At 52.7% G+C, this 13721-nt stretch carries 11 protein-coding genes and 1 pseudogene; 9 read left to right on the top strand and 3 right to left on the bottom strand.

Annotated features, from left to right (window positions below; translation table 11 throughout):
• Positions 1 to 2 precede the first annotated feature (2 nt).
• From MHH78_RS28160 to tyrS, 4 genes are all read left to right on the top strand, one after another.
• Positions 3 to 515, top strand: coding sequence for a histidine phosphatase family protein (locus MHH78_RS28160; RefSeq protein WP_341169587.1), 513 nt, complete (start codon positions 3 to 5; stop codon positions 513 to 515).
• Positions 516 to 535: 20 nt separating this feature from the next.
• Positions 536 to 1204 (top strand): YukJ family protein, encoded by a 669-nt coding sequence (locus tag MHH78_RS28155; protein WP_076079679.1) that lies wholly within the window; start codon positions 536 to 538, stop codon positions 1202 to 1204.
• A 15-nt stretch (positions 1205 to 1219) separates the two neighbouring features.
• The gene (locus MHH78_RS28150) at positions 1220 to 2281 is read left to right on the top strand and encodes a M4 family metallopeptidase (protein ID WP_341169586.1); all 1062 of its coding nucleotides are present in this window, start codon (positions 1220 to 1222) and stop codon (positions 2279 to 2281) included.
• A gap of 471 nt (positions 2282 to 2752) precedes the next feature.
• Positions 2753 to 4012 (top strand): tyrosine--tRNA ligase, encoded by a 1260-nt coding sequence (tyrS, locus tag MHH78_RS28145; protein ID WP_076079745.1) that lies wholly within the window; start codon positions 2753 to 2755, stop codon positions 4010 to 4012.
• Positions 4013 to 4966: 954 nt separating this feature from the next.
• On the opposite strand, the gene MHH78_RS28140 is transcribed toward tyrS, so the two are convergent.
• Complete coding sequence (locus MHH78_RS28140) at positions 4967 to 5455, bottom strand: YfbM family protein (RefSeq protein WP_341169585.1); 489 nt, start codon at positions 5453 to 5455, stop codon at positions 4967 to 4969.
• A gap of 42 nt (positions 5456 to 5497) precedes the next feature.
• On the bottom strand, positions 5498 to 5683 hold the full coding sequence (locus tag MHH78_RS28135) for a hypothetical protein (RefSeq protein WP_341169584.1): 186 nt from the start codon (positions 5681 to 5683) through the stop codon (positions 5498 to 5500).
• Positions 5684 to 5959: 276 nt separating this feature from the next.
• Between MHH78_RS28135 and tnpA the strand changes: the two are divergent.
• From tnpA to MHH78_RS28115, 4 genes and pseudogenes are all read left to right on the top strand, one after another.
• Positions 5960 to 6364: pseudogene (tnpA, locus tag MHH78_RS28130) on the top strand (IS200/IS605 family transposase).
• Complete coding sequence (locus tag MHH78_RS28125; RefSeq protein ID WP_341169583.1) at positions 6336 to 7424, top strand: RNA-guided endonuclease InsQ/TnpB family protein; 1089 nt, start codon at positions 6336 to 6338, stop codon at positions 7422 to 7424. Before tnpA ends, MHH78_RS28125 begins: the two are co-directional and overlap by 29 nt.
• 213 nt (positions 7425 to 7637) lie before the next feature.
• On the top strand, positions 7638 to 8669 hold the full coding sequence (locus MHH78_RS28120) for an FIST signal transduction protein (protein ID WP_341169582.1): 1032 nt from the start codon (positions 7638 to 7640) through the stop codon (positions 8667 to 8669).
• 17 nt (positions 8670 to 8686) lie between these two features.
• A complete protein-coding gene (locus tag MHH78_RS28115) occupies positions 8687 to 9859 on the top strand; it encodes a methyl-accepting chemotaxis protein (protein WP_341169581.1) in 1173 nt (390 codons plus the stop codon).
• A gap of 422 nt (positions 9860 to 10281) precedes the next feature.
• Here the strand turns inward: MHH78_RS28115 and MHH78_RS28110 are convergent, their stop codons facing one another.
• Positions 10282 to 12270 carry a beta-galactosidase gene (locus MHH78_RS28110; RefSeq protein WP_341169580.1) on the bottom strand — a complete coding sequence of 663 codons (1989 nt, stop codon included), beginning with the start codon at positions 12268 to 12270 and terminating at the stop codon, positions 10282 to 10284.
• 470 nt (positions 12271 to 12740) lie between these two features.
• On the opposite strand from MHH78_RS28110, the gene MHH78_RS28105 reads away from it, so the two are divergent.
• Positions 12741 to 13712, top strand: coding sequence for an ABC transporter permease (locus MHH78_RS28105; protein WP_341169579.1), 972 nt, complete (start codon positions 12741 to 12743; stop codon positions 13710 to 13712).
• Positions 13713 to 13721 lie beyond the last annotated feature (9 nt).

Here is a 13721-nt window from a genome sequence, read left to right as displayed (position 1 = left end):
TAATGAACATGACTGGTACCGGAATTAATCAACCGCCTGCAGAAATGGTAAACCAGCTTCAGCAAGGCGGTTATGTGCTATATTTCCGCCATGCCCAGCCGGCTGAGACTTCTGGTGATCCGGGCTTAAGCTCGGAGGGGCAGGAAAAGGCGGCATTACTAGGCAACTGGATGAGGGAACAGAATATTAAGCTAAGTCTGCCTGTGTTAACCAGTCCTACGCATCGGACACAGGAGACAGGGAAGGCGGCTTTTCAGAGTATCCGTGTTGAAGAAGCTCTGGCTCATATGGATACATTGTTTATGGAGAATCCGGCCGGTGAAGCACTTGAGATGAAGACGCGCCTTGTGACTCTGTTGGAATCCATCCCCTCAGAGAGCACTAATACAGTGCTGGTGGCGCATAGTTTTTCCTTTAATAATCAGATCGAAGCCAGACCTTACCTCGGATTGATTCTGCTCAAGCCTAAGGGTGAAGCGCAAGGTTATGAGATTGCCGGTGCTTTTAATTTCTAATTAATAAGGAGACGATCATTATGCCACTGAATCCATATGGAGTGCTAAAAGGAAAAATCATCAAAGGAATACCTGCACCTCCCACAGGCGACAGCACCCCGCATTATCATGCTGTGGTCAAGGCTGCCGGCAAAGAATACAAATTAGCCATCAATGTTCAATCCACCGAGGCCCCTTCAGAGCTGCTTTATCTGGTCGGAGATAAATTTAATTCTGAACAGATTACCCACCTGCAGAGTTTAAAGGACGGGATCACTAAAATTGGTAAATCCAACCGTGATGAAATTGCCTTGGACTACATCCGCGGCGGACTGTTTGATCCCTCGAAGATGATCGCACTTCCATACAATGAAGACGGTCCCGATAATGACCTAAATGAGAAGGTTGATGCCTATTTGCAACGTGCAATTAAAGATGAAACAGCTAAAATTTATGTATACGGTGAGCCTTTCCCGGGCGGTATCCACAATATCCACATGAATCAAGGGAATGTTCAAAAATACAAAGCGGACGACGGCATTTGGCAGGATGGCGGAATTGTGATTCATTTTGAGCAGGAAGACAAATGGCTCGGCCTGTTCCTCGCCTTCCAGTCGCAATCCTGGTGCACCGATGACCAGGGTCATATGGAACGTCCGGTTAGTGAATGTAATCATCTGACTCAAAAGTCTGCACAGCTGTCTAATTAGAGCGAAAGGAGCATCATGATGAGCGGACATATTGAACATGAAGAAGGATTTATCCCCAAGTTTTTACTTGAGGAATTGGCGGAAAAAGGGAATGAGGATGCGAAACGCACACTTGCTGGTATGGCGGAGTTAGCCAAGAAAGAGAAGCAGGTAAAAAAAACGGAAGGCCAGGCGGTAAATAACGCCTTCGAAGCCAGCCATAACCCGAAATGTGTAGTATATGACAGTCAGGGCACAGGAGAGCTCCGGTATAAATTAAGCCGCAAAGAAGGAGATGCTCTGCATAACGATCAGGCTGTAAACCTTACCTTCGATTACTCCAGCAAAACGCTGGAGTACTTCAAACACAAGCTTAACCGGAATTCCATCGACGATGAGGGGATGGATGTTATATGCAATGTTCACTTTAAGAAAAATTATAATAACGCCGTGTGGTTACCCAACCAGAATCAGCTTGCTATCGGTGACGGAGACGGAAAATGGTTCATCAATCTTAGCAAGAGCCTTGATGTTGTCGCTCATGAAATGGCTCATGGTGTCACCCAGTATGTCAATCATCTTGATTACATGAGACAATCCGGAGCACTTAACGAGCATTTCTCGGATGTCATCGGAACTGCTGTGCAGCAGTATGTAAAAGGGCAAACCGCACGAACGGCCGACTGGCTCATTGGCGATGAGATTGTGGGTTCAGAATTTCCCGGCAAAGCGCTCAGATCCATGAAGGAGCCGGGGACAGCCTATATTGGAGACAGGCAAGTGTCTCACTTCAGCAAGTATATGGAAATCCCCCTAGGTGATGATGGCGGAGGCGTACACTATTACAGCGGAATACCGAATAGGGCTTTCTATCTTGCGGCGATGGAACTGGGCACTGACCCGGCTGCATACTTATGGTACACTGCTTTGCAGGACCGTGAGACGATTAAGCATAATGCCAAGTTCACGGATCTGTTGCAGGCTCTTCTTATTGCAGGAGAGAAGCTGGTCCGGCAGGGCAAACTGCCGCAATCCGCAGTCGCAGTGATCACGAAAGTATTCAGTGATGTGGGGATTCTCCTGCCCGTTCATGCCTGAGGGAGGAGCGAAAAGAATTCCATGCATCAGCCGCATTGACAACCATTTTAGAAGCGGCTATACTTTCTGTAATCTTATAGTTGGTATACGTTGAACGAGCCAGTAGCAGCCTTGTCCCTGTTCCCAGAGAGCCGGGGGTCGATGGAACCCGGTACACACAAGCGGACTGCGAATTACGCCTCGGGAGTATCTTGGGTAATGCCAAGCGGAGCTAAGCGAACGATAACTCGCCTGAGAGTGGTATGGACCTGCGTGCAGCACTAGGTCTGTGCAATTTGGGTGGTAACACGGTTAATGATAATCGTCCCTGTGTCTGAATAGACAAGGGGCGATTTTTTGTTGTCTGTGCGAATTTGCTGGCTGGGTGCGTGGCGGGCTTAAGCTTCTGAGGCTGCTGCGGTAGGGCTGCTGTTTTTTTGACGGATACCAAGGGATATAGAACAATCACTTACACAAAAGGGGCTGTACATGTTGAACATTATCGACGAGCTATTGTGGCGCGATGCCATTAACCAGCAGACAGATGCGGACGGACTGCGTGAATTGACGGAGAGTAAGGCGGTGTCGCTATATTGCGGCGTGGACCCGACGGGCAACAGTATGCATATCGGCCACCTGATTCCATTCATGATGCTGCGGCGCTTCCAGCTGGCCGGTCACCGTCCGGTAATTCTGATCGGGGGAGCTACGGGAACGATCGGCGATCCGAGCGGACGCCAGAGTGAGCGCTCTTTGCAGACGATGGAGCAAGTGCAGGAGAATGTGGAGGCGCTGAGCGCCCAGATGAAGAAGCTGTTCATTACCGATGGCGACAATCAGGTGCGGATGGTGAACAACTACGACTGGACCAAGGATATGAACGTCATTGATTTCCTGCGTGATTTCGGCAAAAACTTCAGCATCAACACGATGCTCGCCAAGGATGTAGTCGCCAGCCGTCTGGACAGCGGCATCTCGTTCACGGAGTTCGCTTACCAGATTCTGCAGTCCATTGACTACCTGCATCTGTACCAGAATGAGGATGTGCAGCTCCAGATCGGCGGCTCGGACCAATGGGGGAATATTACGAGTGGCCTCGATCTGATCCGTAAAAAAGAAGGCAACGAAGCCAAAGCCTTCGGCCTGACCATTCCGCTCATGCTGAAGGCTGACGGTACGAAGTTCGGCAAAACCGCCGGTGGCGCCATCTGGCTCGATCCGAAGCAGACCACCCCTTATGAGTTCTACCAGTTCTGGGCGAACACCGATGACCGTGATGTGGTTAAGTACCTGAAGTACTTCACCTTCCTGAGCAAGGAAGAGATTGAGGCGCTTGAGGAGAAGGTAGCCACTGAGCCGCATAAACGCGAAGCGCAAAAAGCGCTGGCCGAGGAAATGACCCGCTTCGTGCACAGCGAGGAGCTGCTGGAGCAGGCTAAACGTATCAGCGCGGCACTGTTCAGCGGCGATATCCGCTCCCTGACTGCGGACGAAATCGAGGAAGGCTTCAAGGAAATGCCGACCTTCACAGCGGGCACTGAGACCAAGAACATTGTAGACTGGCTCGTGGACCTGGGAGTGGAGCCGTCCAAACGCCAGGCGCGTGAGGATATCACCAAAGGCGCAATCTCGATCAACGGGGAGCGTGTGAATGAGCTGGAGACGGAGATTACAGCTGCAGATGCCATCGGCGGCAAGTTCATCATCGTCCGCAAGGGCAAGAAGAATTACAGCCTGGTGAAGCTGGTCTAAGCGCAAGCTGCCGGGTGATGGTTTGCGGAAGGCGAGTAGCGCGGGCCGGATGTTGAGCCGGATCTTGAGGGTTGTTAGGCTGGAACGAGGCTGAGGGTGAACTGGAACGAGGTTGATGGTGGCTAGGGTGAGATAGATGAGCTAGAGTGAGACAGAGATGAGTGAGGTTTGGCTAGATGAGCTAGGATGAGCCAGAAGAGTTAGATTTGGCTAGATGAGCTAGAGTAAGATAGATGAGTTAGGTTGAGCTAGAGAGAGAATGGTGTGAAGTAACTGAGTGATTTGGCTATCCCGCTGTCAGCAGTGACGGGGATAGCCTTTTTTGGTGGTCGCGGAAGGTGAGACGGTCTCCCGCCTTCCTCCCCTGATCACCGTAGGCCGGAAGCGTGGCTGCGTCGTGAAATCACAGGGATAAATCCCTCTGATTTTGCTGGATGTAAGCTAAATGAGGAAATCAAGTGTATAAATCCCTCTGATTTTGCTGGAAGTGGGCTGAATGAGGAAATCAAGTGTATAAATCCCTCTGATTTTGCTGGAAGTGGGCTGAATGAGAGAATCAAGTGTATAAATCCCTATGATTTTGCTGGATGTAAGCTAAATGAGGAAATCAAGTGTATAAATCCCTCTAATAGCTGCCGGGTGGGAAGGGGGAGGCCGATGAGGAGCACAAGTGCACCTGAATTTGGCGCAAACGGCTGAAATGAGCAAATCAGGTGCATTAGTGCACCCGAATTCGGCAAAAGTCAGCGGCGAGCGGAAATGAGGAGCACAAATGCACTTGAATTCAGCGCAAACGGCCAAAATGACCAAATCAGGTGCACAAGTGCCCTTGATTTCGCCGAATGCGGGCTAGACACGGGAATCAGGGGCACAAATGCCCCTGAATTCAGCGCACGCACCTCACTCGCCATAAACCACCTAGTCCAGCGCGCCATCTGACGGGAGAGTCAGGCTTCAAAACAAATAGAAAACAATACCTTTACCAGCAGCGGCAGTCTGGCTGTAGAACCGCTGGATCTCGGTGAAGAACTGGAGCAGATAGGCAAAGAACGCATCCGCGTCATCGTCAGACACCGTATCAGGGTCCAGCGGGTAGACCTCCTCCTCAGCCATGGTCCGGAAATCATATTGCTGGCGCAGCTGCGCTTCATCTAGTCCGGAGATGGCGTCAAGCGCTTCGGCCACTTGTCCGGCACGCAGGCAGAATGCCCCGTATGACCCGAACTCAATACCTTGGTCGGAATGCAGCGGTACCACATATCCGAGCGGCGCTGGCCCATCCGATATATCACCGCAGAGCAGGTAGTGAATCGCCTCCCAGGTACGGTCGATATCCAGCCCCGGGTACTTGTCTATGTTCAAGCTCGCCAGCGGGGTGCTGCCTGCGGCAATTTGCTGCACCAGTTCATCTTCCATTGCAAAGTAATATCCGCGTATCGCCATTGTATCAGCCTTCCTTCCATCGTTGGGATAGAGTAGTTGTACTTAATCCTCAAGCAGCGCAAGCTTGTCTTCGAGTTCAGCAATCTTAAGCCGGATAGCTTCTGCCCGGGGCTCGTCCTGCGCCTTCACAGCAACTGCCAATTCATCGGCGGCTATGCCGAGCTGATACTCCAGGTACGTGTAGTCGGATGCGGCGGCAGGGTGGGTGGAGCGTTGGGAATAGGTCATATGCCGAAGCCTCTTTTCTGTGATCTGTGATATATTCATGATACAGGGTTTGCAGGAAGGGCTCAACCTCCTTCCAGGGAAACCCGGCACAGGCTGCGACATTGTTCACAGACAATGAACCCGGTTCTGGTTTTACAGAAGTTAATCGCGAAAGCCAACTCCTTTAGGGGGGGATGAATCGTCTTTGTTTAAGGGACATCCTTATGTTGTAAAAATTGTACTAAATGAGCGCGTGTTCTTGTAGTAGTTAAATTGTTTAAATGCTACAATCGAGGTATGAGACAAGCCTTCAGAAATACCAAAACAACCGTATCCTTCATTAACTATCATTTTGTTTTTTTGCCCTAGATACAGACGTAAAGTGCTAGTCGATCAAGTGGTGATTCAGTTTAAGCAAATCGTTATAGAGATATGTGCCGAACAGGATTGGCAGCTACTCGCAATGGAAGTAAAGCCTGATCATGTGCATATTTTTCTAAACGTACTGCTCACCGATTCTCCCGCAGAACTTATGGCGAAACTGAAAAGAATCACTTCACTTCCCGGTGCCTCCGTGAACAATTTAAGCACTTGAACCACTTGCCTTCCCTCTGGACTCGTTCCTACTTGGTCAGTACCGCAGGGAACGTTTCAAGCAAAACGATCAAACAATATGGTGAAGAACAAAAAAAGAGGGGGTGAAACCCTGCAAACCGTAACGATTCAAATCCGCATTTTTCCGACCCGTCCGTCTGTACTAGTGGATATGGGCAACGAATACATTCGAACCGTCAACGAATTAACGGAGCAAGCCGAACGGTCTGGAACGTTTCCCAAACTAACTTCAAAAACCATTCATGCCAATCTACCCTCTGCCGTAAAGAATCAAGTCATTCGAGATGCCAAAAGCCTATTTCAGCGGTTCAAGAAAACGAAAAAGCGGCCTCTTCTCCAAAAGAGGGTGTACTACGTGAACAATCAAAATTATACGATTTGGGGCAACCACATTTCTTTCCCCGTGATCCTGGATGGAAAAGTACAACGGTTTGTTGTTCCTGTGCTTCTGCCGGATCGGGAGCGAGACATGCTTTCAAATGGGAAGCCTGGACTTCTGCGCGTGGTTCAAAAGTCAGCGAAATGGTTTGTTCAAATTTCAATCGAACGCCCTACTGAGCCAGCCGAGGGTCATGAAGTGATGGGGATTGATTTAGGCTTGAAAGTGCCTGCTGTTGTCGTGACTTCTAGTGGCAAGACAAAATTTTGCGGAAATGGACGTAAAAACAAATTTGTTCGCCGTAAGTACAGTACCTATCGCCGCAAATTAGGAAAGCTTAAAAAGCTATCCGCAATCCGTAAACAGAATGACAAGGAAAGTCGTTATATGAAAGATCAGAATCACAAAATCAGCCGCCAGATCGTGAATATGGCGATTCAAGAACAGGTGTCTGTCATCAAGCTGGAGAAGCTGACGGATATTCGTAAGACGACAAGAACAAGTCGTAAAAACGCTAAAAACCTGCATCATTGGTCGTTCTATCAGTTGCAAATGTTCATCGGATATAAGGCGACACTCGCTGGAATCCAAGTGGTTGAAGTGAATGCGGCATACACTTCGCAAACCTGTCCCTCTTGTGGAGAGCGGAACAAAGCAAAGGATCGAACGTATCAGTGCGACTGCGGTTATACAGCGCATCGGGATCGGGTCGGTGCCATCAACATCATGCGTCAACCTGTGGCAGATGGTAACAGTCTGCCAGCCTAGATAGCTATACGCTCTGATCTAGGATGGGCGAATGAACTCGCCCTTAACTTAGCAGTAGGGCAAAGCGGAAACGTATGCGCCCGCTAACTAGCTAAGAATCCCGCCCTTTTAAGGGTGTGGAAGTTCAACATGAGTAGTATTGAAAATTATAACTTAATTTTTCAGTAACAGTATGCGGGAGAAATTTCCGCAAAGGAAGGTTTGGTATACATAATGATTGCTGTATCTTTTAACACCTTGGACGAGGCCAGGCACCATCTGGAGGAGCTGGATGTGAACCGTGGGCTGGTGCTGTTCGCTGCGGCTGCGGCTGTCCGGGAATTATCCCGTCATGCGCCTTCGCGGGCAGTATTGTGCTCAACCAAGGGGGAATATACTCCGCAGGGCTACCGCAGCGGCGTAATTACTGGTTTTGAATACGAAGCCGGTGTAGCAGATATTGTGGGCATTCTGCACCCTCCCGTGCTTAGCGCAAGTACGCTGGAGATTGCTTACCGCAAGGTCCGGGGCAATCCAAATGCTTTTCTGATGCTGCTCTGTGACGGCACAGGCGGGATGGAAGAGATGCTGCTCTCCTCGCTGTATTTTATGGACCCCCAATTCAAGGTGATTGGCGGCAGTGCAGCTGACGATGAGCGCGGCGAGACTTACCTCTATATAGGAACCCGCCGGGTGCGGAACCTGGGGATTTATTTCAATATGCCTGACCGCACCGCCCTGATCAAAGAGAATATATATGTCCCGGCCGGAAAGACGCTGCTGGTGACAGAAGCCGATGTGTTCGGCAGACGGGTGTATTCCTTCAACGGGCGGCCTGCGGCCGGGGAATACGCGCGTGTCCTGGGAGTGCCGGAGAAGGAGCTGGCAGAGCATTTTCTGAGCAGCCCGCTGGGCAAAAGATACGAGGATGATCTGATCATAGCCTCCCCGAAGGCGGTTCATCCGGATGGCTCTGTCACATTTTACAGTCAGATTATGTCTAGTACTTATGTGGAGCTGCTGAGTTCAGCCGGTCCGCTGGCAGTGCTTGAGGAGACGCTCGGCGGCAGTCCGTTCAAGCCTTCGTTTGTCCTCAATATTAACTGTACGCTGCGGGACCAGATGTTTACACGGGACGGTCTTTGGGGAGCTTTTGACGAGAGGATGCTTGGGTTCTGCGGCAACACTACAGGCTTCATCAGCTATGGAGAGCAATATTATACTAAGCATGCCAATCAGACCATGATTCTGCTGCTGGTTGAATAAGGGAGAGTTGAAATCGGATGGAGTGGTTAAGCAAACTGCGCACAGCTTGGGGGAGAAACACTTCTGTTGCAGGCGTTCCAAGTTACGGTAACCGTCAGAGCAATACAAGCGGGGCAGCGGAGAGGGGCAGGGCAGAGCGTGTGATCGCAGCTAAGGATACAGTCGCATCAACAGAAACGGTTATAGCAGAGGGAAAAGTCGCAGTAGAGGAAGCGGGCGCTAGCGCACCAGTACCTCACAGCGGTAAAGATAGCGTAGAACCGTCTGCACACGCTTCAGGCGCGGTGTCTTATGGGGGACATGCTTATGCCCTGGCGGAGCAAATCCGCCTTGAGACTGGAGCTATCCTAAAGGAAGAGGCCCAACTGGTGGAGGACTTCGAGGCCTTGCGGGCAGGCGGCGGGGAGATGATCGGCCAAATCGCCGGGACTCAGCAGCTCCTGGAGCATTTGAAGACCAACAACGGACAGACTGAAGATCTGATTAATGAAATGTATGGCAGCTTGTCCTACTCATCCAACAAAATCGAATTTGCCAAGGAAGCCAATATCCAGATCTCTGCGGAAATGCAGAAGGCCTCGGAGGTATTTACTGAGTTCGTTGCTTTGAATGAGGATCTGCGGGAGCATTTCCACAGCATTGAGCAGCTGGCCAAGATCATCACGGATATTGCCGAGCAGACGAATCTACTCTCGCTGAATGCGGCGATTGAGGCGGCGCGGGCTGGTGAGCATGGACGCGGCTTCGCCGTTGTCTCCACGGAGATCCGCAAGCTTGCTGACAGCACCCGCAGCCATGTGAAGGAGATTATGGGTTCACTCTCAGGAATGACCCGTGTCATGGAGCAGATTCACAGCAAGTCCGGGGATGGAACGCTCGCGATGAACGAGACCACGGCGAAGATCGGTGAGTCCACCGTATATATGAATGAAATCGTAGTCGCGGAGGAGCAGGTCTTCGAGCATCTGGAGGCAATCCAGGAGTCCCAGGAGAGCAGCATGGAGGATGTGGAGCAGATAAACAGCGACCTGCTGCGCATTCTGGAGAAATCGGGCCAGGACACAGACCAGTTCCGTAAGCTGGTTCTTACCGTCCAGAAGAAGGCCGACCATTACCAGCAGCTGCTGAATCATCTGCACCAGATCGGGCTGCTCCAGCAGGCGGAAGAAGCAGAGAAGACTAACGTATAGGCAGATATGGTAAAAGGAAAAACACCCGGCGGCGGGAGTGAAGCTGCCGGGTGTTTTTGTGTTGTGTCCGGCATGGGCCAGGTAATACTCCTCTTGCTGGTGAAACACCGCTAAGGGGGAGGGGCCCAGCCAGCGTAAGCTTCACGCGCCTTATGACTAGACAACTCGCGTATGATGCGGGAGGGAAAGAGTTGGATAAACTCCACCTGCTGACCGGCAACCGTCCTATGCCAATACAGCAATTGGATAAACAGCACTTAAATGAACCCGTTTCCCCGAAACTGGCCTAAACGACCATAATTAGTTGTTGTTTATCCACTTACTTCCGGAAATTCCTTGGAAACCAGCATAGCAAGCTGCGTTTTTCCACTTGTTTGGTGGGAGGCAGCGTTCTCCGCCATCGGCAGGAGGATATTCCACTACTACAGCGAGATCAGCCTGTATTCATAAGCGCCAATGGGCAGCGGACCGGCGGGCACGGGTGTGCCGGTCAACACATCCTGCCCGCTGTGCGGCAGAGTGACGCTGCCGCCAAGCCCGTCCATATTGACGAGCGTCCACAGCTCTCCGGCAGCGCCGCTTCTCGGGCAGAGAATGGTGCCCGGCGTGACATCACTGCGCCGGGTGACTCCGGCCCGGGCGGCATAATGCTCAATCAGCGCGCATAGCTGCTTGTCGCCCTCGCTGCCCGAGGGCAGCGAGCCAAGCATGACGATGGCTCCCCGGCCATAGGGCTGCTCGGTCAGGTAGGCCAGGCCCGGCGTCCGGCCTTCCGTGATCATGCCGATCACGGTGGCTCCGCCCGGCAGCGGCTCGAAGACGGCGCTCCATAGCGACAGCGGTGCGGAGCAGCCGAAGGCCTCCCCGATGCTGCCCGGCCCCTCCATCGGGTAGACGAAGGTAGTGTTCACACCTGCGAAGCGCTCCAGTTCTCCCAGCGCAGCATCCGTATGCAGCGTATGCTCGGCGGTGCGCCCTCCGCTAAGCGGGCCACAGATCCAGATGCCGCCAGCCGCGGTGAAGGCGAGCGCCCGCGCCATGTATTCCGGCGACAGATAGTGGATAAAAGGCGTGAACAGCAGCTTATAGCCGCTTAAATCGCCGCCTTCCGGCAGCAGGTCACGGTGAATCCCCAGATCGAGAATCCGTCTGTAAAAGTCCCCGAGCAGGGAACGGTAGTTCAGCTGCCGGTGCGGCTCCGTGGCCAGGAACGCCTTGGCCCGATCCGAATAAGTAATCGCCACCTCGGACTTGAGCGGCCGGGTATTCAGCATGTGCGGCTCGATCTGCAGCCTGGCGGCGGAAGCTGCGCGCACATTGTCATAGCCGAGCGCAGGCTGGCCCCAGGCGCTGATAATCGAGCTGTGCGTCTGCTCGCTGCCCGTGCGCTGCTGCCGCCACAGCCAATAGCAGAAGGCGCCTGCCCCCAGCGCGTAGGCGGCCACAGCTTCAGCGGTGAGATAGCCGTCCGGGTGCGGCTCGCCGTAGCTTGTAAGCGAAGCGGCATAGGCCGGGCCGGTCTCCATCAGCCAGAAATCCCGCCCGGGCTTGAAGCCGCGCCACAGATCACAGTTCAGCAGATAAGCGTGTCTGTTGGCCTGAGAGGCGTAGGTGTCGAACGAAGCGAAATCAAGCTCCCGGAACAGCTGCTCATTGTCCAGATGAAAAGGGACATTGCTGTTGTGCGTGATCGGAGCCGCCGAATAGCGGCGGATGATCGCCGCCTGTTCCCCTGCGAATTCCGCAACCTTCTCCATCTGGAACAACCGGTACTGGGTGACGAGCGATGAATTATGCAGAAAAGGCGTAGCCACCGGCTGCGGCACCTGATCGAACCGCTGGTAGGTGTGGCTCCACACGCCGGTTCCCCACGCTACATTCAGCTCGCCGATGCTACCGTAACGGTGCTCCAGCCACTCATGCCACAGGGAGCGGCAGGACGTGCACATGCATTCCGCCACATGCGCCTTCAGCTCATTGTCGAGCTGCCAGGCGGCAAGACCCGGGAGCTGCCCCAGCACCCGGGCCAGTTCTTCCGTAATTACCGCAGCCCGCTTGCGGAAATAGGGGTTATTCGTGCAGACATGCTGCCTCGACCCATGGCTCATGACTGCGCCGTCCGCCCGGATATGCAGCCGCTCCGGGTGCCCGTGGGTCAGCCAGACCGGCGGGGTCGCGGTCGGCGTACACATGACCGTATCGATGCCGTGATCGTGCAGCTGCCGGATATGCTCGGCGAACGGCCGGACGTCGATAGAATCCTCCTCCGGCTCCAGCAGCGACCAGATGAACTCGCCCATGCGTACCAGATTAATGCCGGTCTCCTGCATGAGCTGAAGATCCTGCTGCCGCTCAGCCTCTCCCCACAGCTCGGGGTACCATGCGGCACCGTAATATAGCTTTTGCTTCATTCTTTTGACCTCCTTGAAGCAGCCCACACGGGCGATGTATTTTTACTTCTTTTCGATCTATATCAATTGAATTTGAAAATATACAGACAGGGAAAGTGGCGGAGGGGAATTTTGGAGCTGTAGGAGCGGTAGCGTCCGCCTTTGTCTGCGGATTTCAACCGTTAAAAACGGTATATATCAAGAAATCTGCAGACAACAGCGGCCGAAAGCCCAAAACTTCTCTGGAGTCACGGTCTCCCATACTGAGTATTTACAAGGTTTAATTTATATAGTGTCCGCCCCCCACATGCAATAGTAAACTTTTGCCGGTTTTGGACTTTATTGCGGAAGCGGCGCTGAAGCCATACCGAGCGCTGTCCAAAAAGTCCGATTGCCGGAAAAACACCCGCCAACCATAATAGAAAGCGCAGCCACGGCAATGTAGTGAAGTGTAGTAGCGAGGCTGCTTATCCATACGGAGGTGAATGTCAATGAAGCAAGGAGCGGCATTGGGGGCAGCAGAGATAAGCGCAGGTACAAGCTTCCGCCGCAGCAGGCGCGAACAGCGCTTCAGACGTCTGAAGCGGGACAAATGGCTTTACATTCTGCTCAGCCCCGGACTCCTGTATTTCCTGCTGTTCAAATATGTGCCGATGTGGGGAGTGCTGCTCGCCTTTAAGGATTATCAGCCTTTTCTGGGCTTTTGGAAGAGCAGCTGGGTCGGCCTGGAGCATTTCCGCACGTTTTTCCAGAACCCTGATTTCTTCATGCTGCTGCGCAATACGCTGGTGCTGTCGCTGTATAATCTGGTGTTCTTTTTCCCGGCACCGATTATCCTGGCACTACTGCTGAATGAGATCCGGCTCTCCTTCTACAAAAGGACGATTCAGACGCTGATCTATGTGCCCCACTTCATCTCCATGGTCATCGTCGCCAGTATCTCCTACGTGTTCCTTACGACACAGGGCGGCGCGGTCAACGAATTCCTGTTCACGTTTACCGGGCGCAAAATTGATTTCCTCGCCAATCCCGACTGGTTCCGCCCGATGATTATTCTGCAGACCATCTGGAAGGAATGCGGCTGGGGGACGATTATTTTCCTCGCTGCTCTGGCCGGTGTCGATGTGGAGCAATATGAAGCAGCCGTGGTGGACGGGGCCAGCCGCTGGCGCCAGACCTGGCATATTACACTGCCCGCGATCCGCAGCACGATTGTCATTCTGCTGATTCTGCGGATGGGCACGATTCTGGATAACGGCTTCGAGCAGATCTATCTGATGATGAATGCGCTGAACCGTGAGGTGGCTGAGGTCTTCGATACCTATGTGTATGCACTGGGGATTACCCAGGGAGCGTTCAGCTACAGCACCGCCGTCGGCTTGTTCAAATCGGTCATCGGGGTCGTGCTGGTGCTCGGCACCAACTGGCTCGCCAAGAAGTCAGGCGAATCCGGATTATATTGAAAAGGAGGC

This window comes from Paenibacillus sp. FSL H3-0333 (genome assembly GCF_038002805.1).
In the GTDB taxonomy this organism is placed as follows: domain Bacteria; phylum Bacillota; class Bacilli; order Paenibacillales; family Paenibacillaceae; genus Paenibacillus_AQ; species Paenibacillus_AQ silagei.
Note: the sequence above shows the minus strand (reverse complement) of the source record. Positions and strands in the feature narration are given on the sequence as shown.